Source organism: Morganella sp. TYF_1, from assembly GCF_043105645.1.
Lineage (GTDB): Bacteria > Pseudomonadota > Gammaproteobacteria > Enterobacterales > Enterobacteriaceae > Morganella > Morganella morganii_B.
This window is the reverse complement of record NZ_JBICLU010000025.1, coordinates 303,375-326,488: the sequence shown is the minus strand read 5'-3', so window position 1 is coordinate 326,488 and position 23,114 is coordinate 303,375. Positions and strand designations below refer to the sequence as shown.

Sequence of the window (23,114 nt, the reverse complement as noted above, 5' to 3'; positions counted from 1 at the left end):
CTGTTATACCGCATAATCTGAATTTTAAGCTGACAGGACGATGACAAATTTGTCATGAAGGGGGCGGAATATCCGGAAAAATTAAGGTTACCCTGTTATATGAGCCGGTACGTTCAAATCTGACCTCACCTGAATGCAATTCTGTTATTGCCTGAACAATCGATAAACCCAACCCGCTTCCTTCTGACGTTCTCGCATTATCCCCGCGCCAGAAACGGGTAAAGACCTGTTCACTGTTTGCCACAACATCACCTTTATTCATCACTGAAATGACTGTGCTGCCATGATTATTTTCTGCACAGGCAATAACCTCCGTATTTTCATATGAATATTTAACCGCGTTTGACACAACATTGACCATAATCTGCATCAGCAATACTCTGTCTGCTGACACCGTCACATCCGGCATTTTATTCACTAACCGGATATTTCTCTCATCGGCATAAAATGCCAGTAATTCATAAATATCATCAACCAGCTCAGAAACAATGATGGTCTCCCGCTTAAGATTAATATTTTTATTCTCTGCCCTGGCGATAAACAAAATGTTTTGTATTATTTTTGCCAGTTTATCCAGTTCTTCTGTATTACTGGCGATAATCGCTTCATATTCATCTGCAGTGCGCGTTTTTTGTAATGTGATTTCATTCTGAATTTTAATGGCATTAATGGGTGTTCTTAATTCATGCGCTAAATCATCTGCAAGTTGTGTCAGCCGGACAAAATCGTTTTTCAGCCGTGAGCGCATGATATTCAGCGAATCGCCCAGGCTTTTCAGTTCATCCGGTAACCGGCTGATATCCACCGTCTGTCCCAGAGCGTGCAGATCTGTTTTCGCGGTGATCCGGCTGAGACGGGCAATATCCTGCAATCCCCGGCGGATAAGCCACATACTGAAGACGGCCATCAGGAGAATAGCAATAACGGAAACAATCAGACTTTGCTGTAAATATCCGCGTAAAACACTGCTGCGATCAACCGAACGCTTTGCCAGCGTGACATATAAATTCCCTTCGGGAGCCTGAATCTCAAAATTAACCACGGAAACCGGCATGTTATCATCCGTATTCTGGTATGAGATTGAAGGCGTTTCCTGATTATCCGGATAATTAAGTTTGTCCCGGGTATTCAGGGTTATCTCCGGGTTGGTATCCACAATAACGTGATTATCAGCATCAGCTATCTTAATAACGTCCTGCCGCATATCCATCATCCGCCGGAAATAAACAGGTAACGATTTAATATCAATACCGCTGACAATCAGTTTAGCCAGTTGATCGGCACGGTTAATCAGAATGTCATCATCTTTTGAAGCAAGTTCATTTTTCAGCGAATGATAAAGGATCAGTGTGACAAAACCCGCGTTTGCCACCATCAGCAACATAAATAGTGAGACAATTTTAAATCTCAGTGAGTGTATTTTCATCATTCCGATCCGTTCAGGCGGTATCCCGTTCCCCGGACAGTTTCAATTAATTTATGATCATGCCCGTCATCTATTTTTTTTCTGAGCCGCCGGACAGCCACATCGACAATATTGGTATCACTTTCAAAATTCATGCCCCATACCTCACCGGCAATCAGTGTTCTGGGCAGGATCTCTCCGGAATGCAGCGCAAAAAAAAGTAACAGTGAATATTCCTGACGTGTCAGCGATATTTTCACGCCTGCCCGCTGTACATCATGACGGGTAAGATCAATGCTGAGATCGGCGATATTAATCACTTTGGAATCAGGCTGAGACGTACGCAGCTGATTACGGACTCTTGCCAGTAATTCGGAGAATGAAAACGGTTTAACCAGATAATCATTTGCGCCCAGTTCCAGTCCTTTTACCCGGTCGGCAACCGCATCCCGGGCTGTCAGACAAATAACCGGTACCATTTTGGCGGTTCTCAATATTCTCAGCACTTCCCAGCCATCCATACCGGGCAACATAATATCAAGAATAACCAGCCGGTAATTGTTCTCCAGAGCAAGATATAACCCGTCTCTGCCATCTGCCGTGATATCAACAATAAATCCGGCTTCCTCTAATCCCTTTTTAACCCAGCTGCCGGTCTTTTCATGATCTTCAATCAGTAATATTTTCATTTTTATAATCCGGAATTTTACCTGGTTCATTCTGTATCAGTGTATTTTAATTCCGGACATAAAAAAACAGCAGACAACTCCGGGTTGTCTGCTGTTTTTCTGTGACGCAATGATCAGGCAAACTTGATCATCACCATACCCAGCAGAAGCAGAATAATCCCGCTCCAGCCTTTGTAATTGAGGCGCTGGTTAAACAGTATCCAGCCTGCGGCAACCGTTGCCACGATACCGAATGCTCCCCACAATGCATATGCAACAGAAAGCTCAATACCGCGGACCGCCAGTGCCAGACAGCTGAACGCCCCCAATACCGCCAGCAGCGATAAAATACCCAGCCACAGACGTTTAAAGCCGTTTGACATTTTCAGCAGGATATTCGCCAGAATCTCCAGTACCACGGCCAGCAGTAAAAATGCACCGTGCCACCATTCAAATGTCGATAACATATTACGCCCCTTTCAGCATCTCATTCAGTGGCGCACGAACCGGTTTATCAGCAGGCTGCTTTTTCTGCACTTTTTTGGTGCCGTATTTAATCAGGGTGATACCCGCGATTAACAGTGCCAGACCGCCCAGTTTCAGCGGTGACAGAGATTCATGGAACCACATCACACTGAACGTGGTGATGATCAGGATCCCGATCCCTTCCCACAGCGCATAAGCCACCCCGAGGGCCACTTTTTTCACTGCCATGGATAATAAAATATAAGAAGAGGCAATCATGATATACATCACAATCATCCCCGCACTGCCGCCGGAGACACTCGCGTATTTCATCGACAATGTACCGATCACCTCGGTAATAATGGCTAAGCCTAAAAACATCCAGTAAATCATAGTTATTTCTCCTGATGGACAACGCATACAGGTTTACACCGCAGAACAGAAAGTTTGCGTGACCGGGTGCGTTTATCGCGAAACGAAAACGTTAAATGTAACGATGTGACCAAAAACGCAGGCGCGCTTGGTTCGTCAGACGAAAAGAGAAATAGCTATAACTCGCCGTACCAATAGTGTTCGCTTGATACGATAGCGGAAAGGAAAAGTACATGGGTAGAACGTCGGATTTTAATCCTGCTACTACTGTCGCTTTGCATGATGTCTTATTCTTTTGTCTGTCCCCGGACAGGGTGACAACAATGAAAGAATCCTCCGGTTATTAATATTCATATTATTTTTAGCACAAGTAACATCGTTCAGCAATGGTGCGATGAATTATTTTTTAGTAAATAATTTTATTTTTTAGACAGTTATAAAAAATGACCACCTTCTTATTCAGAAGATGGTCATAATTACGCAAATATTGAACCGGTTAACTACCCTTACTGATACCGCAGGTGGATAATTATTCCACTTCGTTCCAGGCATGACCGTCACGGGCCATCATAGCGATAGAGGCTATCGGCCCCCAGCTGCCTGCCTGATACGGTTTCGGCGGTTCATTATCCATTGCCCAGGCGTGCATAATAGAATCCACCCATTTCCAGGCTTCCTCCACTTCATCACGGCGGACAAACAGTGCCTGAATACCGCGCATGGCTTCCAGCAGCAGACGTTCATAGGCATCCGCAATATGTGTCTGGTTAAAGGTTTCCGAGAAACTCAAATCCAGCTTGGTGGTTTGCAGACGGTGTTTATGATCCAGCCCCGGCGCTTTGTTCAGCACTTCAATATCAATACCTTCGTCCGGCTGCAGACGGATAGTCAGTTTATTCGGCGGCAAATGCTGATAGGTTTCGTTGAAGATATTCAGGGACGGCTGTTTGAAATAGACCACCACTTCCGAACATTTCGACGGCATCCGCTTCCCGGTACGCAGATAGAACGGCACACCGGACCAGCGCCAGTCGTCGATATCCGCACGGATAGCGACAAAGGTTTCGGTCTGGCTGACGGTATTTGCGCCCTCTTCATCCAGATAACCCGGCACTTTTTCGCCGTGAACAAACCCGGCGGTATACTGCCCGCGCACGGTTTTTTCGCGGACATTCGTGATATCAATGGTCCGCAGTGAACGCAGCACCTTCACTTTTTCATCACGGATTCGGTCACTGGTCAGGTCATCCGGCGGTGACATGGCAATCATGGTCAGGATTTGCAGCAGATGGCTCTGCACCATATCCCGCATCTGCCCGGCTTTATCGAAATATCCCCAGCGCCCTTCAATCCCCACTTCTTCCGCCACTGTGATCTGGACGTGGTCGATGGTGCGGTTATCCCAGTTATTCACAAACAGAGAGTTGGCAAAGCGCAGCGCCAGCAGGTTCAGTACGGTTTCTTTGCCGAGATAATGGTCGATGCGGTAAATCTGGCTCTCTTTAAAGTATTTCGCCACCTCGGTATTGATCGCCTGTGATGAGGCCAGATCATTACCCAGTGGTTTTTCCATCACCACACGGCTCGGCTCTTTATTCAGATGCGCTTCGCCCAGCCCTTTGCACATGGCGCTGAAGGTGCCCGGCGGCATGGCGAAATAGTAAACAGCGGTATTTTTGTTTTCCGCAATAATAGTGGCGAGACTTTTGAAATGCGACGTCTCATTCACATCAAGATTACAAAACAGCAGACGGGCACTGAATCGTTCCCAGAGCACCGGATCCAGTTGCTCGTTAAGGAACGTATTGAACGCATCCTCAACAAATTTCTGATACTCCTCACGGGACCAGTCCGCACGGCCTGCGCCGATAATCCGCGTATCCGGATGAATATTACCGGCTTTTTCCAGCTGATATAAAGACGGGAGTAACTTGCGGCGTGCGAGGTCGCCTTTGGTACCGAAAATGACTAAATCACAGGCGGGAACCGTTGCTGTCAGCGCCATAGAAAACCTCTCCTCGTGGCTGTGGATTGTAATTTTGTTACAGAGATAACGAATAATGTACTCGTTTGCGCCCGGCCAGTAAACATAAATGCGGGTTACCGCACATTCTGACAGGTCTCTGTCGCCGGTCTTTCTGTGTGCTGTTTTGTAATTTAATTACTTTTTTGATGCAAACTTACTAAAATGAAAATCAGACACAGTTCAAACTTTCAAAAAAAAGCCGGATCGGGCGGGATTTCCCCTCTCCTTTGCCCTGGCTTACGTAGTATATTTTCAAAAAATGCGGGTGGCCGGTGTGTCACACAGATCAATATAGAAGGCACAGTGGCATGAATATTTTAGACCGTCTCCGTAACAGTCTGGATTACCTGAGTAAATCGGAAAAAAAAGTTGCAGAGACGATCCTCGGCGCCCCGCAGATAGCCATTCATTCCAGTATCGCCACACTCGCCAAAATGGCGGATGTCAGCGAGCCGACCGTTAACCGGTTCTGCCGCCGTCTGGACACCAAAGGTTTTCCTGATTTCAAACTGCTGCTGGCACAAAGCCTGGCAAACGGCACCCCGTATGTCAGCCGCAATGTGGATGAAAATGATTCCGTCGAGGCCTACACCGGCAAAATCTTTGAATCTGCCATGGCCGGCCTGGACGCGGTCAGAAGTACCCTCGATATGCTGACCATTAACCGCGCCGTGGATTGCCTGACACAAGCCCGGAAGATCGCCTTTTTCGGTCTGGGGGCTTCTGCGGCGGTCGCCCATGATGCAATGAATAAATTCTTCCGGTTCAATATCCCGGTGATTTATTCCGACGATGTCGTAATGCAGCGCATGAGTTGTATTAACAGCAGCGAAGGTGATGTGGTGGTTTTAATTTCCCACACCGGACGGACAAAGAACCTGGTTGAAATCGCCCGTATCGCCCGTGAAAATGACGCCACCGTGCTCGCCATCACCTCCGAGAACTCCCCGCTTGCGGCGGAAGCCACTCTCACCCTCATTCTTAATGTGCCGGAAGACACCGATATTTATATGCCGATGATCTCCCGCCTCGCACAGCTGACGATTATTGATGTCCTCGCCACCGGTTTTACCCTGCGCCGCGGCCCCAAATTCCGCGATAACCTGCGCCGGGTCAAAGAAGCGCTCAAAGATTCCCGAATCGATAAACTCCGTTGATTTTTAACCATTTGTGTCAATTTGACACATTTCCTGCTGCCGGGTGTAATGATCATCACGAATTAGTCATATAACGGATGGTAGGATAACGTCTGACTCACTGTTTTGCGTTTGCTGACTCGATTTTAATTTTAAATACGCGATAATCAGACAGGAGTGAATCGATTTTACACTGTCCCGGCGGAAGCGATTTTCCGGCGGGGAGTTTTTTATCAACACCATTTCACCTTATTCAGGTCAACGGAGTAATTTATGTCAATACGCCTCAGAAGAACGAAAATCGTAACGACCCTGGGCCCCGCCACCGATCGCGATAACAACCTTGAAAAAATCATCCGTGCCGGTGCTAATGTGGTTCGTATGAACTTTTCTCACGGCAGCCCGGACGATCACGTTGAACGTGCGAATAAAGTCCGTGAAATCGCTGCCCGCCTCGGCGTGCAGGTGGCTATTCTGGGTGATCTCCAGGGGCCGAAAATCCGTGTCTCCACCTTTAAAGACAATAAAGTTCTGCTGAATGTCGGCGATAAATTTATTCTGGATGCAGAGCTGGGCAAAGGCGAAGGCACCAATGAGCACGTCGGGATCGACTATAAAAAGCTGCCGGAAGATGTGGTGACGAATGACATTCTGTTACTCGATGATGGCCGTGTGCAGCTGAAAGTACTGGATGTCAAAGGCACTAAAATCATGACCGAAGTGACTGTCGGTGGTTTGCTGTCTAATAATAAGGGTATCAACAAACTCGGTGGCGGGTTATCTGCCGATGCACTGACAGAAAAAGATAAAGAAGATATCAAAACCGCAGCCCGTATTAATGTTGATTACCTTGCGGTCTCCTTCCCGCGCAGTGCGGAAGATCTGCACTATGCCCGCCGCCTCGCCCGTGACGCCGGTTGTGAGGCGATGATTGTCTCCAAAGTCGAACGTGCCGAAGCGGTCGCCACTGATCAGGTGATGGATGAAATCATTCTCGCATCCGATGTGGTAATGGTCGCGCGTGGTGACCTCGGTGTTGAAATCGGCGATCCGGAGCTGGTCGGCGTCCAGAAAAAGCTGATTCGTCGCAGCCGTCAACTGAATCGTGTCGTGATCACAGCGACCCAGATGATGGAATCCATGATCACTAACCCGATGCCGACCCGTGCGGAAGTGATGGACGTGGCAAACGCCGTACTTGATGGCACCGATGCCGTAATGCTCTCTGCAGAAACCGCTGCCGGTCAGTACCCTGCTGAAACCGTGGAAGCGATGGCGCGGGTTTGCCTCGGCGCAGAAAAAATGCCGAATGTGAATATCTCCAAACACCGTCTGGACATGACCTTCGACAACCCGGAAGAAGCGATTGCAATGTCCACCATGTACGCCGCCAACCACCTCAACGGCGTAAAAGCGATTATTGCCATGACTGAATCCGGCCGTACCGCGCGTATGATGTCCCGCATCAGCTCTGGCCTGCCGATTTTCGCCATGTCCCGTCATGAAAAAACCCTGAACCAGTGCTCACTGTACCGTGGTGTCACCCCGGTATTCTGCAGCACCCACACCGACGGCCTGGCTGCAGTCACCGAAGCAATCAGCCGCCTGAAAGAAAAAGGCTATCTCTGCACTGGTGACCTGGTGATGGTCACCCAGGGCGACCAGATGGGTCTGGTCGGCAGCACCAATACCAGTCGTATTCTTGAAGTGAAATAATTTGCTTCAGATAAAACTGAAACCGCCTGTCTGATGATGGGCGGTTTTTTTAATGTCTTGTATTGTAACTTGCGCTATCCAATAGCTTAATTTCGGTATCGGCAAGAAATACTAAATTTCCTTTGAAATATCCAAGACAAAAATATCGATAAGACCACGTAATTCATAAGGCAATTCAGATTCAATTTTTATTTTCAATTCAGTTGCTGTTTTGATCTTATGATGTATTTTTCCTGCTACTTTCTCATTTTTACCAAACCAGAGAACTAAAAAAATACCTTGTTGTTCTGCTGCCGGGTGAATTGAATAACGTTCATACAATTGCTTTTCAGCAGCCGTGTATAATTCTCGATGCCACTGCCCTTTTACTTCTGTAACCAACAACCGTTTTCTTCCATTTACAATTCCGGATGCTGTAAAGTCACTTCGATTATGTGATTTTAGTTGATGTTCCAATGTTACAGTTATGTTTTTATGTTCAAGTTTCAAACTAAGTCTCTCAGCAATAATCTCTGTTGATTTTACTTCATCTAAACGTACTCCATTTTCATAAAAACGATCTGCTGAATTGAATTCACCACCATCAATTGATTTTTGAAAATTGGTTAATTCCTGTAGCACTACCTTTCTGATCCCCTCTACACTAATAACTTCATTTTTGTCTAAGTAGCTCACCACTTCTCTAGCAGATGGTGGTTTAAAATCGAGTAGTAATTTTTTTCTGCGTTGAGATGCTAGTATACTTTGTAGCTCACTCCGGGAATTTAGAAACCGTTTATCATTAAGTAATCTCACCAGTACAGGTATGGCATTATCTGGATTATCAGAATTAATACTCCATATTAAATCTGTTAAAAACCGATATGCTATTTCCCCTTTAGGGCTATCTGTTCCCCATGAGCTTGGTAATTCTACAACCGGCCATTGCTCATAGAATGCGTCTAATACTTTTTCAACTTTGTCAGATGTCAGTTTAGGCCATCCCTGAAACTCATTTTGGTTTATTCGTCCAATTTTATGATGCAATCTCAGTAAGTTATTTTTATCTTTCGCGAAAAAATCCCAATGAGAATTCTGGATTTTCTCAAAAAAACAAAACTCTCTGAGTATCCAAAAATACAATTCTGACTTTACTTGTTCATTTGTTGATGTTTTTATCCATTTTTGCTCTGAATCATACGCATACTGTCTAATTATTTTTTTTAATTGATCTTTGCAGCCATGATTAACTGCTATTTCAAAAATCCTGTCTATTAAATTTATTGGAAGGCCTTTGAATTCCAAAAGCCATTTTATTGACAACTTACCTTGTAATTCAGAAAAAATGTCATAAGTTTGAAGGATTTCAATATTAGTACGCTCAAATTTTTCAGACAATTGCGGCTCTATATAATTACAAATAAACTGAATTTTAGAATCACATTTAATAAATAAAACCTCTGCGACCTCTTTTTTCAATCTATCGTACTCTTCGCTTGACACAGCTTTGTAGTGACAATTAAAAGTAGCTTGTAGTGCAAATAATATATTTCCTGGAACACCATCAAGGTTCCCTTGATTACGAAAAATAACTAAACAAGCTGCAAACCATATTAATTCTAGTGAAGATCGTTTTGACGCACACCTTAATTTAGCAATTTCTTGTAAAGTAGGTGTAATAGATGAAATATAATCAATACAGTTCGTTAATGCCTGTGTGATTAATTTTTCATTACCGACCTCTTCCTTTATTTTTTCAGGATAAAACAGAATTAATTCAGAAAATCTTTCCAGACACCCAAGATGCCGGCCACTAACAATCAATGGTAGATTATTATTAATAAATTCAATACCTCGTCTATTTATTTCATTCTTCCTTTTCTCATGCTTTTTTCTTTTTCTTCTAAATTTAATATCGTATTTAAAGCTATCCATCTTACCAGCCTTAAATATCTTATTAAAACATGCCCAATGACGCATAAATTCTGGTTTAGCCAATGCTTGCTGTCTCAGCATATGTCGAATAGATTTAACTTCATTTAAATCATCATTTTTATATCGTGGATGGCTAACAATAAAGCCTCTCCATAATTCCGCATTATTAATATTAAATGCCATTGATAATATAAACAAAATATCATCTTTTAAGATAATTAATCCAGAATGAGATTGAAATCCCGAACTAAAATAATGAACTTTCAAATTCCATATTTCTTTTTGATCAGTAATCTTAGAAAAAACATGAGTCAATATGCCTTGTCTTAATGCCGTATCTGTCTGTAAAACATATACAGCTTTACTGTCTTTAGTCAGGATGCGTTCATGATAATGAAGATTTTTCACCCAATTCCAGACTTGTATCGGGTCATAAGGGGCCGGAATTAATTCAAAGTAACGATCCATTATCATACCGATAATTTTACTTATTCCATTGCGGCAATCACAATTGTATGATTCACTCCCACAGGTACAAGCTAGTTTAGCTGTTAATTCATTAAGCAAGTTCTCAAGAAAATCAGCAGGGAAAAGTGAAATTAAACGCCTAATAAAATAACGCTTCCCTAACTCACCGTCATATCTTGTTTTATGATCCGGGTAAAGGTGAGCACATACTCTTAAATATCCACAAATACTTTTAAAACCTACTTCGTGAACACCTATTTTCTCTATAAGAGTTGATATCATAGATAATGATATATTACTGGATTCAAAAATTAAAATACCAAAAAGATCAAGTAAGTTATAATCTTTGGTGTTAACCAAACAATCTAATGCTGACATTCTTGTATATTCAGTTTCACTATTACTTACTACGATCTGTGTTAGTTCTGTTACCAAATCAGCAGTTAGAGGTGAATCTACTAATAAATCAAGAAGTAAGTCATGTAAATGCCCATCTTTGTGATTAAGTAAAATAGATTTAACTTCATCCAGAATATCTGGTGTAAAAAAATCTGAAACGCTAAATCGACGAAAATAATCACCTCTTCGGAAATAAGGATCAGAATCTTCAAGCTGTTTTAACTTGTGAATAAGCTGTCTCTTGGAAGAACTCTCGAGCTGAGAAGGATCTCCGTTAGCCAGAACAGCGTAGGCATCAAGATCGATAATGGCTTCCTGAATTATTTTATTTCCCAGCGTAGCCATCCATCCAAGAAGCCCTCTGAGCTCATCTCTTGATACACCATTAGGGGCAATCAAAGATAAACATTCTGATAACTTCAAGGGTTTTTCCAGTGTGGCTATTCTGCTGACTAAGTAGCTGGCAGCGCAATATTCAGCAACAATTTTATGAACAGGTCGGTGTTGATTTTCATCAGCACCTGGCATAAATAATCTGGTTGATAGAACCTTATGTACATTATCGTCATCAACCAGTGATGATAATGCAGGATACAAACGATTTTCTGTTGCTTCAGATGTATTGACACCTTCAGCTCCGGATAATAGTAATTTAGTAAAAACCTCTGATGATAATGATATTTTTTTTGATATCTGAAGAGTATTTGAAATTTTTAAAATGTTACTATTCGCCTCTTTCGCTAATCGTTCAACCGCCATACTAAAGATAGATTTTTTGTCTGTAAAATGCTTATTACTTTCAAAATAAGCATCAGAAAATAATTTCAAAAATTGAGGGTTCGGTAATAGCATCCCCAGATTAAAACGATAAATTTCTTCCTGAAATAAACTAAAGTCAGCACTACCTGTATAATTTTCAAAAAGTTGTCGTTGTTCATCTGAACTAAACTCATTAAGACGAACAATCTCCGGGGTTGAACCTAAAAATTGCTCAAAAGCAGTTGTCGAAGCTTGCTCCCATTCACTGGAACGACTCGACATAATCACTAACGTAGGTTTTAGCTTGTAAACAGCTCCCAATAATCTATAAATTCCTGATTTTTCAATTGTCGCAATTTCATCAACTGCATCAACTACCAAGGGACCATTGTCAGCACTGGTAGCATCATTATACATTAATACTGATGCACTCAATGGACGAACACTGAGCTTACGCGCCAAACTCGCCATCAATTCTGTTTTACCAGCACCCGGCTCTGCCAGCACAACTATATACCGAAAATTTTCCAGTAACTCACGCTCAGTGAATACATGGCCACTATTCTGTGCAATTAGCGTACGTTCAAGGTAAAAATATTTATTCATGGTTGCAATGTAATAAGCATGTCATCTACTTAAATACCGGCTTATCTTTATTACCGGTCCCTGTCAATTCTTCGATATTACCATAGTTATTCCGAAAAAAAGGCGAGTTGATATCCACTATATGAAACCATGTAGTTAATACCGTTAGGGAATAATGACTATGCCATATGCAATGCATTGAAATATAACTGATTGTAAATATTATCGTTATATATCACCCGAATTTTCAGATGTAGTGAGGTGCGTGACATATATCCGGATAGGTAAATACCGTGCATACTTTGCCATTGAGCCCGACCTGTTTGTCAGGAAACCGGCGGGTGGAGCAATATTGTATTACTCTGGGTTACAGGCTGACAATTAACACACTGAAAACGATGAGGAAATACGAATAAACTATCCGGAATTATATTAAAAATCACCAATGTGATTAGGAACAAAGAATTGCCCCGTCTCAGGGCTGTTTGTTAGCAAGCTAATCATATGAAACAAAAGGATTTGTTCCCTGCGATGTCCACATCGCGACCACATTTGATATTTTTATGTAATCCAACCCCTCTTCTGAGGGGTTTTATTTTCCAAGCAAACGCCCATTGAGGCAAGTAAGAACTTATAAGCGCCACTTGGCTTTGAGTACACAGTTGTGACACAGATCTACACCTAATTTGACAGGCAGCTCTGTGCCAATAGCGGACGTTATTAAGCTCAGTCAGTATGGATTCACGAAAAACATAAGTTATATTTTGTCCTGATTTACACGGGATGAAAGCTCCTGATGGCTCTCCTTTCGCTCGCTGTAACGATCTGCAAGATAATCGGTTTGTCCCTTAAGCAGCAGCGTGACTTTAAACAGCTCCTCGGCTACATCGGCGATGCGGTCATACCATGAAGAAGGTTTCATTCGTCCGTTATCGTCGAACTCTTGCCATGCCTTGGCTACAGAGGACTGGTTGGGGATCGTAAACATCCGCATCCAGCGACCCAGAATACGCATCTGGTTCACAGCATTGAAGGACTGTGAACCGCCGCAGACCTGCATTACCGCAAGTGTTTTGCCCTGCGAAGGACGAACCGCGCCTTCACTTAAGGGTATCCAGTCAATCTGCGCCTTCATAACTGCGCTCATAGCACCGTGCCGTTCCGGAGAACTCCACACCATCCCGTCACACCATCTGACCAGACCGCGCAGCTCGGTGACTTTAGGATGCGTATCTGGCGCATCATCCGGCAGGGGTAAACCTGAGGGGTTAAAGAGTTTTACCTTTGCGCCCATCGCTGTCAGCAGACGACCAGCTTCTTCCGCAGCAAAGCGGCTGTAGGAGCGCTCTCTAACTGAGCCATATAGGATCAGAATCCGCGGCGGCTCGTGCATGTGCAGGCGCTCGGCGATGTGTTGATCAAAGTATTCACTATTTAGAGCTGGAAAATGTTCCATTTTTCTACTCCGGAGATATCAGATGATTTCAAATTTAACACATATGATTTACCATATGTATATTCTAAAGGAAACGGAGTGAAAAATGCTACAACCTATTCAGCTTTTCAAAATCCTGTCGGATGAAACCCGGCTCGCCATCGTCATGATTCTCCAGGAGTCGGGAGAACTATGCGTCTGTGATATCTGCGCAACCATTTCCGAATCGCAGCCCAAAGTCTCGCGACATATGGCTATTCTTCGCGAGGCTGGGTTGGTTCTAGATCGTCGTGAAGGCAAATGGATCCACTATCGTCTGTCACCCCACATACCGGCATGGGCAGCTGAGACAATCACAACGTCCTGGCAGTGTATGCGAGAGGATGTGCGTGAATGGCTGGATAAATCAGCCTGCACCTCCTGTTAAGAAAAGAAAACACATGTACATAATCATATATAAAGGAGTCTGAGATGCTTTTGGCAGGGAGTATATTTTTACTGACGCTGATACTAGTGATCTGGCAACCCAGAGGCTTGAGCATTGGCTGGAGTGCGAGTATCGGGGCTATGCTGGCGCTGGTAACTGGTGTCATTCATATCACTGATATTCCCGTTGTCTGGAATATCGTCTGGAACGCGACAGCGGCATTTATTGCGGTCATTATCATCAGCCTGCTGCTCGATGAGGCCGGCTTCTTTGAGTGGACCGCACTGCACGTCTCCCGCTTGGGTAACGGGCGTGGTCGCCTGCTGTTTACCTGGATAGTGTTGCTCGGTGCCGCTGTCGCTGCTTTGTTCGCCAATGACGGCGCCGCGCTGATCCTGACACCAATTGTGATTGCAATGTTGCTTGCAATGGGATTCAGCAAGAGCACAACACTAGCCTTTGTGATGGCCGCAGGATTTATAGCAGATACGGCCAGCCTACCGCTCATTGTTTCTAACTTGGTGAATATCGTCTCGGCGGACTTTTTCGATCTGGGCTTTACTCAGTATGCCTCCGTTATGATCCCCGTAGATGTGGCAGCGATTGCGGCCACGCTGGTCATGCTGCATCTCTTTTTCCGCAGGGACATTCCGGCGACGTATGACGTTTCGCTACTGAAGACTCCTGCCAGTGTGATAAAAGATCCGGCAACGTTCAGGGTGGGCTGGATTGTCCTGTTATTGCTGCTTGTAGGTTTCTTTGTTTTGGAGCCTATGGGGATCCCGGTCAGCGCGATAGCGACTACTGGCGCAGCAGTACTGTTTATAGTGGCGAAAAGAGGTCATGCCATCAACACCGGAAAAGTCCTGCGCGGTGCGCCATGGCAGATCGTTATTTTTTCGCTGGGCATGTATCTGGTGGTTTATGGGCTCCGCAATGCAGGGTTAACGGAGTATCTGTCTGGTGTATTAAACCTGCTGGCAGAAAAGGGATTATGGGCAGCAACGTTTGGCACCGGTTTCCTGACCGCGCTCCTGTCGTCGATGATGAACAATATGCCGACAGTGCTGATTGGCGCGCTGTCGATTGATGGTAGTACGGCGACTGGCGTCGTCAAAGAGGCGATGATTTATGCCAACGTGATCGGCTGCGACTTAGGCCCGAAAATCACCCCGATTGGCAGTTTGGCAACCCTGCTTTGGCTGCATGTGCTTGCCCAGAAAAATATAACGATTACCTGGGGATATTACTTCCGCACCGGCATTATCATGACTCTTCCGGTGCTGTTGGTCACTTTGGCCGCGCTGGCGTTGCGGCTCTCCATCACTTTGTAATGAGATACAGATATGAGCAACATTACCATCTATCACAACCCTGCCTGCGGTACTTCTCGCAACACGCTAGAGATGATCCGTAACAGCGGCAACGAACCAACGATAATTTATTATCTCGATACGCCACCGACCCGTGATGAGCTGATTAAACTTATTTCAGATATGGGAATTACGGTGCGTGAATTACTGCGTAAGAATATTGACCCTTATGAACATCTGGGTCTTGATGAAGAGAAATTTAGTGATGAGCAGTTGATTGATTTTATGCTTCAACATCCGATCCTGATTAATCGGCCAGTAGTCGTTACGCCGCTTGGCACTCGTCTTTGCCGCCCTTCAGAAATAGTGTTGGATATTCTACCGGAAGGTCAGAAAGGAGCGTTTACCAAAGAGGATGGCGAGAAGGTCATTGACGAGACGGGGAAGCGGGTTAAGTAATCTACCCACTTCAAAATATCGGACGCCTGTTCCGCTATGCGGGCGTCCGCTTTTCGCTCAAAGCAGACTGTCAGACTTGATGGTGTACTGCCAATGAAAACTGTCAAATCAGGTCTGAGCCAGTACATATTAATAGTATACACCTCAATTAGGAGGCTTTTTTAGCGGAAGTAAAATTTTGGCTTCCGCTATAAATATTTCAATAATCGATAACAGCAAATTATCCGCAAAAATACTGATAGAAAATTCATGAGTCACATCTGAATAAAATATCTCTGCTAATTGCTCTACAGGGGATGTATCCGGCAACCTCAGTTCAAGGTACATTCCGTCTCTGACAATATCACTCCCTCTGATAATTTCATATCGTGTTCCATTGTCTTCAATAAACATAATTCTGACTCCCTGTTATATGCTTCCTGAGAACATATCCAATTGATTTTCGCCGTAATGGCTTTTCGGAAATGCATTCTCCGGCAGGCGAAATCCTGTCGGCAGTGGCTGCGGGGCTGGCTTTGTTAAATACCGTTCAACGCTGGTCAGGGTAGTAAAAGTACAGCCACACAGTATATTTTGACACTGGTGATAGCTGCGTTTCGTTTCTTCAGTTACCGGCTCGCTGGTGCGAGTCCAGGATGCGGCGCCGCATTTTGGACAATTAAACGCCATTGTAAAACCTTGGTTCGGGGGTTTGCCTGTTCCAATTATATCACGTTAAATTAGTTGTCTGAATTATCACCATCCACCATATTGTCATTATCTATTTTCAGCTCTAATTCAAGCTGTGTCTGAAAACCGCCCTCACCTATCTGATGCACCACCCGGGCAATAATCCATTTGTGATTATCAATCACCGATTTAAAGCCGCTTACCGTGGCGGGCATTTCCGGAAACAGGTCTGCCCGGCCACGCACCAGCGTGATAGAAAACTCCGCCGCCCCGCGTTGCAGTTTCAGCCACTTTGCCGCTGCCGCCCGCTTTGCCGCTGTCTCGGTTTTAAAGGTCTGACGCATAACAAAAACGTTACCCTCTGCCCCTTCCAGATATTCACCCTCTTTACTACTTGATTTTTCTTTCTTTTCTTTTTTTGGCTTTTTACTTTTACGTTTCTTCCGCTTCACGCTGGTTTCCGGTTTTTTCCCGAAGTTGAGATCCAGCCAGTTCGCCTTTACGCCGGTGTAAGCGTCCCGGTCAGCCACGCGAAAGCTGTGCTTATCGCCGCTGTCACGGGTGATCACGATTTCCGGTATCGGCTTGCCACTGGCTGACAGCCCCCGGTTCGGGATGATAAACAGCAGATTCCCGTTTTTGATAGTGGCAATGGCGCCCAGCATTTCAGCCATGCGTGACAGAAAGCTGATATCGCTTTCATTGGTCTGGTCGGCGTGGTCTATTTCAATATCAATCAGCTGGCGGCTGACTGCCGGTGTCAGGTTGTAGCGACCAGCGATAGCGCTGACCACCTTACCGACTTTGATATCGTGCCAGCTGTATTCGCGCTTAACGTTGAAGTCCTGCCGGAAGTCCGCAGACCGGGCTGTAACAATTAACTGGTCAGGCGGCCCGGAGTGACTAACCTCATCCACGGTAAAAATACCTTTATGCGTCAGAGGTTCACCACGCCAGCCGATAGCGACACTGACCTCAACCCCGCGCGGCGGCAGCTCTATTTTCCCGTCAGTATCATCAATGGTGATTTCCAGTGTGTCAGCCTCAAAGCCCCGGTTGTCCGTCAGAGTCAGTCCCATCATACGCCCATTCAGGCTTAACACCTGCTTTCCGCCGATAGTGATATCAAAGGCCGGTTGCTTTACCAGTTCCGGATCAAAATATTGTTCGAACATGCGCCCCCCTTATGCGGACACTTTCCCACATCGCGCGCGCGTGGCTGTACCGCTTTTGCTTGTCACACGGATATCACAAGTGAAAGCACATGATTTAGCAGGGTTTTATCATGACAATAGCGTTACTTCTTTTTTTGTGAGGCTGAATTATGACTTATCATCACGGCGTGGAAGTCAAAGAGACAACCAAACTCCCCACCCTGATCCGCGATATAAACACCTCTGTAATCGGTGTTGTCTGCACGGGTGATGATGCTGATGCGGAACAGTTTCCGCTTGATACCCCCGTACTTGTAACTCGTATCCGTTCAGTGCTCGGGAAAGCAGGTAAAACCGGCACCCTGTATAAAACCCTGAAAGCCATTTCTGACCAGTGCAGCCCGAAAGTGATTGTTATCCGCGTAGCAGATGCGGCCAATATCCAGCCCAAAGAGGGCGAGGCGGCCAAAACTCAGGATCAGCTTGTTATCGGCGGCAATGGTGCCGATGGCCGTTATACCGGCCTGTATGCGCTTCTGACGGCAAAAGCCAAAACAGACGAGCAACCGCGCATTCTGATCGCCCCGGAACTGGACACAAAGCCTGTGGCGCTGCAAATGGCTATTTTTGCTGAGAAGTTGCGCGCATTCGCTTATGTGTCCGCCAACGGCTGCACCACTATTGCCGAAGCGAAGGAGTACCGCAGTGATTTCAGTCAGCGTGAAGTGATGGTGCTTTACCCGGACTGGATTGGCTACAACAGCGAAGCCGGTAAAAATGAAGTCATTCCCGCGCCAGCGGTGGCGGCCGGTTTGCGTGCCCGTATCGACGATGAACAGGGCTGGCACAAATCATTATCCAACGTGCCGGTTAACGGCGTTCTCGGCATGTCTGCGGATGTGTACTGGTCGCTACAGGATAAAGACACCGATGCAAACGACCTGAACGAAAAAGGCATCACCACCCTGATAAAAAACATGGGGTTCCGCTTCTGGGGCAACCGGACGTGTGACGAAGAGATTTATTTCTTTGAGGTCTACACCCGCACTGCGCAAATACTGGCAGACATGGTCGCGGAATCCCATTTCTCATACGTTGATAAAACGCTCACCCTGTCTCTGATTAAAGACATTATCGACGGCATTCAGAAGAAAGGGGATCAGCTGGTTACCCAGGGGCGCTTACTCGGCTTCCGCTGCTGGTATGACCCTGCCGACAACCCGTCAACACAGTTACGTGATGGTCACGCGATCATCAAATATAAATATACGCCGGTGCCGCCTCTTGAGCGCCTCGGCCTTGAGCAGACCTTTACCGATGAATATTTTGCGGTATTCAATCAGTTAGGTTCAGGAGCGTAAATCATGGGAATGCCTAAAAAACTCTTTATGTTCGACCTGTTTATTAACGGTCAGACCTACCTTGGACAAGTAGAAGAGGTCACGCCGCCTAAACTGACGATGAAAACCGAAGATTATCAGGGTGGCGGAATGCTCGGTGCCGTGGCGGTCAATCTCGGCTTTGATGCCGGGGCGCTCGACATGGACGTTGCAATGGGTGGCTTAAACATTGAACTCATCAAACAGTGGGGCGGCACAATTGACAGCCTGCAATTCCGTTTTGCCGGTTCCTATTATGACGATGCCACCGGTGAGACAACCGCGTATGAGATCCAGACACGCGGACGTTTTAACGAACTTGACCAGGGCACAGCAAAAGCCGGTGACAATACCCAGCATAAATACACCCTGAAAAATACCTACATCAAAATTACTGCTGATGGTGAGGACATTTTCGAGCTGGATTTAATCAACATGAAATGGATCGTTAACGGCGTTGATCGCCTTGAGGAACACCGCGCCAATATCGGCCATTAATTCTACCCGCAGCGTCACGCCGTGGCGCTGACTACAACGCTTATTCACAGGAACTATCGCTATGTCTATTGTTAAATTTAAACGCCCTGTCTCTCTGAAAAATGGCAAGACAATCACCGAGGTTACGATTACTGAAGCCATGCGGCAGGCCGGAACCCTGCGAGGGCTGAAAATGTGGGAAGTCGCCACCGGGGATGTGAACTCTATGATCACTCTGCTGCCGCGTGTGACACAGCCGCGCCTGTCTGAACAGGAAATTTCTGAAATGCCGGTTGAATGTTTTTATCAGCTGATTAACGAGGTAGCGCTTTTTTTAGCACCGAGTTCCCCGGACGACGAGACCCACGAACCGGAAGAATAATCACCAAAATACCCACCACGGATATTGATGACCTGATCGCCGATATCGCCGTGGTGTTCCACTGGCAACCGTCCGCTTTTGATGAGATGACTATCTCTGAGTTACTTAAGTGGCACGGCCTTGCGGCGGCACGCACAGGACAGGACGAATGACAGATCGCAATCTCAGCATTCGGGTAGCACTCAACGCCGTCAATAACTTTACCTCACCGGTGAGTGCTGCACAGCGCAGTGCCGCCGGTTTTGCCTCTCAGATAAAAGCCACTCAGAACAACATCAGAAATCTGGCCGGTCAGGCGGCAACGTTTGACCGGTTATCTCAGTCCGTCAGACGCAATACCACGGCTTACGAAGAGGCAAAGGCAAAAGTTCAGGCGCTGCGCGACAGCTACCCGGCATTAAATCAGCGCACTGAAGAACAAAAACGCGCACTGGAACAGGCACGGCAGGCGCGTGACCGCCTCGGTCGTTCTCTCGACAGTGAAAAGCAAAAACTACAGGCTGCGGCGGCGCAGCTGTACCGGCACGGCATATCTGTACGGAACAGCGATAATGCCACAGCACAAATCACCCGGCGCACCGAAGCCTATAACCGGCAGCTTGAGGCTCAACGCCAGCGGCTGGCATCTGTTACCCGGGCACAGGCGCAGTACGAAAAAGCCAAACAACTGAGCGGCAAAATGGCAATGGGCGGCGCAGCAGCCGCTGCTGCCGGTGGCGGTGCTCTGTATGCCGCGTCCCGCGTCATGGCTCCCGGTCGTGATTTTGATGAAGGCATGTCCGGCGTTCAGGCTCTGACCCGCCTGGATAAAAGCGATCCGCGCCTGAAGATGTTGCGTGACCAGGCGCGGGAACTCGGCGCAAGTACCGCATACACGGCAACCGATGCGGCCTCCGGTCAGAAGTTTCTCGCAATGGCAGGTTTCACGCCGGAAGCCATTAAAGCGGCACTGCCCGGTATTTTAAACATGGGTCTGGCCGGAGATATGGATCTCGGTGAGGCTTCTGATATCGGTTCAAACGTTCTGACGCAGTTCAAGATGGATGCTGACCAGATGAACCGCGTCTCTGACGTTCTGACCGCCACCTTTACCCGCAGCAACACCGATTTACGGATGCTCGGCGAAACGATGACTTATGCCGGGCCGGTTGCCGCACAGCTCGGAGTCAGTCTGGAAAGTATGGCCGCTATGGCTGGTACGATGGCCGATAACGGGATCCGCGGCTCAATGGCGGGTACGTCACTGCGTGCCGGTTTATCCCGCCTTGTTGCCCCTGTCGGCAAGGGGCAACAGGCAATGGAGCAGCTCGGCGTATCGATCAAGGATTCTAACGGCCAGCTGCGGGATGCCGGGGATATCCTGAAGGATGTCGGCAAAGCACTGAAGCAATTCGACCAGGCAAGCCAGATCCGGATCAAAAAGGAGATATTCGGCGAGGAAGCAATGGTCGGTATGGGGGCCGTTATCGACGCAACCGGAAACGGCCGCTATGACGAACTCAAAAAAGCCAACGAAAACAGTGGCGGTGAAGCGGATAAAAACGCCAAGGTCAAAATTGACAACCTGAAAGGGGATTTGAAGCAACTTCAATCCGCCTGGGAAGATCTCGGCATTCAGATGCAGGAAAGCGTTGATTCCCCGCTGCGTAATCTGACGCAAGGTATTACCAATGTCATCAGCGGTATCGGTAACTGGATGAAAACACATCCTGAATTATCCGCAGCGCTGATTAAAGCCGGGCTGATTATCGCCACAGTCACCGCCGCTCTCGGCACACTGGCAGCAGGCGCTGCCGCTGTTATGTTGCCGTTTGCAGCTATGCGCCTGAGCCTTTCCCTGTTAACCGGCGGTCAGGGGTTAATGGGTGCTGTTGGTGCATTCGGCAAATTCTTTAACGTGATAAAACTCGGTGCATCAATGGCGTCCGGCGGACTTTCTCTGTTAATGAGTCCTGTCGGTCTTGTCGTTGCTGCAGTAGTCGGTGCGGCATTACTGATCTACAAATACTGGGATCACGTAAAAGCCTTTTTCAGCGGATTCTTTGAAGGTCTGATGACCGCCCTTGCACCGCTCGGCGAAGCATTCAGCGCGGTATTCTCCGGGCTGGCACCGGTTTTTGATGGTATCTGGACGGCGATCAAAAAGGTGTGGGAATGGCTTTCCGAGCTGTTTACGCCGGTTAAAGCCTCTGATGAGGCATTACAGGCTTGTACGTCTGCCGGGAAGATATTCGGTGAAGTTGTTGGTATCGCTATCCGTTCCCTGCTTGCCCCGATTGAACTTGTCGCCAGGGGGATCGGCTGGATTCTGGAAAAACTCGGCATGGCACCAAAAGCTGCCGAGGATGCCGTAAATCAAATCAACAAAATGAAACCTGTTGAACTCTCCGCCGAAGATGCCGCGAAGCTGAAAAGTCAGGGCAGGAAAGTCATGAGCCTGTTCACGCCTAAGTGGAAACTGCCGAAAGGTGCCAGCGACTTTATCGACAGCGCGGGTAAAAAGGTTTCAGACGTTGCCGGTAAAGCCAAGGAGAAATTAACCGGTGCGTGGGATGAAGCCATTCAGGAGGCGGAAAAAAAGAACAAGCAGAAGGAAGCCACAGAGGCCGCTTATAGTTCACGGGTTTATGATCCGACAGCGAAAAAAAGTAAAGACGGTTCCGGCTTCAGCAGTCCGGCAGAGAAAGCGGCGAAAGATCCGAATAAACTCGGTGAAATTGTCTTTAAAAACTTCCCGGCGATTAAAGCGGTTGACGGTTTGTATCAGGATCCGTCTGTGCGTTCTCCGTCAGCCTTTAAGCGTGTACCGGCTCCGGATATTGCCGCGTCAGACTTCACCCCAGCAAAAATGGAAATGCAGCGCCCGGCGGCACGGCAGGACATTAAACAGGAAGGCGATAAAATTGAGCTGCATTTTCACGGCGTGGATATGGCAAACGCGAAAAGTGTCGCAGCAATGGTACGGCAGGAACTGGAAAAACTGAAACGCGCTCAGGACAGCCGCCGCCGGTCACAACTCACGGATATAGGGTAATAGCTATGATGATGATTTACGGTATGTTTGTTTTTATGCTGGAAACCATACCTTACCAGAACTTACAGCGATCAATGAGCTGGCGCTATGCCAAAAATGACCGTGTCGGCCGTTCCGCGAGCTGGCAGTATATCGGGGCGGGTGAGGATAAAATCACCCTGAACGGTGTGCTGCTGCCGGAAGTGACCGGCGGGGATATCTCACTTGAACTTCTGCGCACTGCCGCCTATCGCGGACGGCCTTACCCTCTGATTGAGGGTACCGGCATGATTTACGGTATGTACATCATGGACGGCCTGAACGAAGGCCGGACGGAGTTCTTTTCAGACGGTAAAGCCAAGCGGATAGAGTTCAGTATTTCCCTGGTGAAAGCCAGTGAGGATCTGCGCGAACGACTGGCTGAGATGGAGTTCAGCGATCTGATGGATATGCTGCCGATATCGTTATAAACACAGCAAGGGGCGAATTAAAC

General features: G+C 46.8%; 21 protein-coding genes. 11 read left to right on the top strand and 10 right to left on the bottom strand.

Annotation, left to right across the window (positions count from 1 at the left end):
* Nucleotides 1-52: 52 nt before the first annotated feature.
* The 5 genes from ACF8OF_RS13265 to zwf form a co-directional block, all read right to left on the bottom strand.
* Nucleotides 53-1,429: an ATP-binding protein gene (locus ACF8OF_RS13265; protein ID WP_392496914.1), complete on the bottom strand. Its 1,377-nt coding sequence runs from the start codon at nucleotides 1,427-1,429 to the stop codon at nucleotides 53-55.
* On the bottom strand, nucleotides 1,426-2,094 hold the full coding sequence (locus ACF8OF_RS13260; RefSeq protein WP_262861571.1) for a heavy metal response regulator transcription factor: 669 nt from the start codon (nucleotides 2,092-2,094) through the stop codon (nucleotides 1,426-1,428). Before ACF8OF_RS13260 ends, ACF8OF_RS13265 begins: the two co-directional genes overlap by 4 nt.
* Before the next feature lie 113 nt (nucleotides 2,095-2,207).
* A complete protein-coding gene (gene mdtI, locus ACF8OF_RS13255; RefSeq protein ID WP_004237484.1) occupies nucleotides 2,208-2,540 on the bottom strand; it encodes a multidrug/spermidine efflux SMR transporter subunit MdtI in 333 nt (110 codons plus the stop codon).
* A 1-nt stretch (nucleotide 2,541) separates the two neighbouring features.
* Entirely contained in the window at nucleotides 2,542-2,931 is a 390-nt protein-coding gene (gene mdtJ / locus ACF8OF_RS13250; RefSeq protein ID WP_045138142.1) for a multidrug/spermidine efflux SMR transporter subunit MdtJ, read from the bottom strand.
* A gap of 508 nt (nucleotides 2,932-3,439) precedes the next feature.
* Entirely contained in the window at nucleotides 3,440-4,915 is a 1,476-nt protein-coding gene (gene zwf / locus ACF8OF_RS13245; RefSeq protein ID WP_262861572.1) for a glucose-6-phosphate dehydrogenase, read from the bottom strand.
* A gap of 329 nt (nucleotides 4,916-5,244) precedes the next feature.
* Between zwf and ACF8OF_RS13240 the strand changes: the two genes are divergently transcribed.
* A complete protein-coding gene (locus ACF8OF_RS13240) occupies nucleotides 5,245-6,093 on the top strand; it encodes a MurR/RpiR family transcriptional regulator (RefSeq protein WP_025154199.1) in 849 nt (282 codons plus the stop codon).
* 252 nt (nucleotides 6,094-6,345) lie between these two features.
* Nucleotides 6,346-7,788, top strand: coding sequence for a pyruvate kinase (gene pyk / locus ACF8OF_RS13235; RefSeq protein ID WP_392496912.1), 1,443 nt, complete (start codon nucleotides 6,346-6,348; stop codon nucleotides 7,786-7,788).
* 111 nt (nucleotides 7,789-7,899) lie between these two features.
* On the opposite strand, the gene ACF8OF_RS13230 is transcribed toward pyk, so the two are convergent.
* Together ACF8OF_RS13230 and arsH are read right to left on the bottom strand one after the other, a co-directional pair.
* Nucleotides 7,900-11,934, bottom strand: coding sequence for an NACHT domain-containing protein (locus ACF8OF_RS13230; protein WP_392496911.1), 4,035 nt, complete (start codon nucleotides 11,932-11,934; stop codon nucleotides 7,900-7,902).
* 736 nt (nucleotides 11,935-12,670) lie between these two features.
* Entirely contained in the window at nucleotides 12,671-13,369 is a 699-nt protein-coding gene (gene arsH, locus ACF8OF_RS13225) for an arsenical resistance protein ArsH (protein WP_272515206.1), read from the bottom strand.
* 85 nt (nucleotides 13,370-13,454) lie between these two features.
* Here arsH and ACF8OF_RS13220 point away from each other — a divergent pair, with 85 nt between their 5' ends.
* From ACF8OF_RS13220 to arsC, 3 genes are read left to right on the top strand one after another with little or no spacing between them, the layout of a single operon-like run.
* On the top strand, nucleotides 13,455-13,775 hold the full coding sequence (locus ACF8OF_RS13220) for a transcriptional regulator (protein ID WP_392496910.1): 321 nt from the start codon (nucleotides 13,455-13,457) through the stop codon (nucleotides 13,773-13,775).
* Nucleotides 13,776-13,819: 44 nt separating this feature from the next.
* Nucleotides 13,820-15,109, top strand: a complete 1,290-nt coding sequence (locus ACF8OF_RS13215; RefSeq protein ID WP_004911723.1) for an arsenic transporter — start codon at nucleotides 13,820-13,822, stop codon at nucleotides 15,107-15,109.
* A 12-nt stretch (nucleotides 15,110-15,121) separates the two neighbouring features.
* Nucleotides 15,122-15,547 carry a glutaredoxin-dependent arsenate reductase gene (arsC, locus tag ACF8OF_RS13210; RefSeq protein ID WP_004911718.1) on the top strand — a complete coding sequence of 142 codons (426 nt, stop codon included), beginning with the start codon at nucleotides 15,122-15,124 and terminating at the stop codon, nucleotides 15,545-15,547.
* Between the two features lie 144 nt (nucleotides 15,548-15,691).
* On the opposite strand, the gene ACF8OF_RS13205 is transcribed toward arsC, so the two are convergent.
* The 3 genes from ACF8OF_RS13205 to ACF8OF_RS13195 are packed head-to-tail and all read right to left on the bottom strand — an operon-like array spanning nucleotide 15,692 to nucleotide 17,391.
* Nucleotides 15,692-15,940 (bottom strand): hypothetical protein, encoded by a 249-nt coding sequence (locus ACF8OF_RS13205; RefSeq protein ID WP_392496908.1) that lies wholly within the window; start codon nucleotides 15,938-15,940, stop codon nucleotides 15,692-15,694.
* A gap of 15 nt (nucleotides 15,941-15,955) precedes the next feature.
* Nucleotides 15,956-16,216 (bottom strand): ogr/Delta-like zinc finger family protein, encoded by a 261-nt coding sequence (locus tag ACF8OF_RS13200; RefSeq protein WP_064483143.1) that lies wholly within the window; start codon nucleotides 16,214-16,216, stop codon nucleotides 15,956-15,958.
* A gap of 50 nt (nucleotides 16,217-16,266) precedes the next feature.
* Complete coding sequence (locus ACF8OF_RS13195; protein WP_392496906.1) at nucleotides 16,267-17,391, bottom strand: phage late control D family protein; 1,125 nt, start codon at nucleotides 17,389-17,391, stop codon at nucleotides 16,267-16,269.
* A 149-nt stretch (nucleotides 17,392-17,540) separates the two neighbouring features.
* Between ACF8OF_RS13195 and ACF8OF_RS13190 the strand changes: the two genes are divergently transcribed.
* The 6 genes from ACF8OF_RS13190 (at nucleotide 17,541) to ACF8OF_RS13165 (ending at nucleotide 23,091) form a co-directional block, all read left to right on the top strand.
* A complete protein-coding gene (locus ACF8OF_RS13190) occupies nucleotides 17,541-18,731 on the top strand; it encodes a phage tail sheath subtilisin-like domain-containing protein (protein ID WP_392496904.1) in 1,191 nt (396 codons plus the stop codon).
* A 3-nt stretch (nucleotides 18,732-18,734) separates the two neighbouring features.
* The gene (locus ACF8OF_RS13185) at nucleotides 18,735-19,247 is read left to right on the top strand and encodes a phage major tail tube protein (protein ID WP_392496903.1); all 513 of its coding nucleotides are present in this window, start codon (nucleotides 18,735-18,737) and stop codon (nucleotides 19,245-19,247) included.
* A 61-nt stretch (nucleotides 19,248-19,308) separates the two neighbouring features.
* A complete protein-coding gene (locus ACF8OF_RS13180; protein WP_392496902.1) occupies nucleotides 19,309-19,608 on the top strand; it encodes a phage tail assembly protein in 300 nt (99 codons plus the stop codon).
* Complete coding sequence (locus ACF8OF_RS13175) at nucleotides 19,605-19,760, top strand: GpE family phage tail protein (RefSeq protein ID WP_392496923.1); 156 nt, start codon at nucleotides 19,605-19,607, stop codon at nucleotides 19,758-19,760. Before ACF8OF_RS13180 ends, ACF8OF_RS13175 begins: the two co-directional genes overlap by 4 nt.
* Complete coding sequence (locus ACF8OF_RS13170; RefSeq protein WP_392496901.1) at nucleotides 19,757-22,642, top strand: phage tail tape measure protein; 2,886 nt, start codon at nucleotides 19,757-19,759, stop codon at nucleotides 22,640-22,642. The genes ACF8OF_RS13175 and ACF8OF_RS13170 overlap by 4 nt, the downstream gene beginning before the upstream one ends.
* 5 nt (nucleotides 22,643-22,647) lie before the next feature.
* Complete coding sequence (locus tag ACF8OF_RS13165; protein WP_392496900.1) at nucleotides 22,648-23,091, top strand: phage tail protein; 444 nt, start codon at nucleotides 22,648-22,650, stop codon at nucleotides 23,089-23,091.
* The last annotated feature ends 23 nt before the right edge of the window (nucleotides 23,092-23,114 follow it).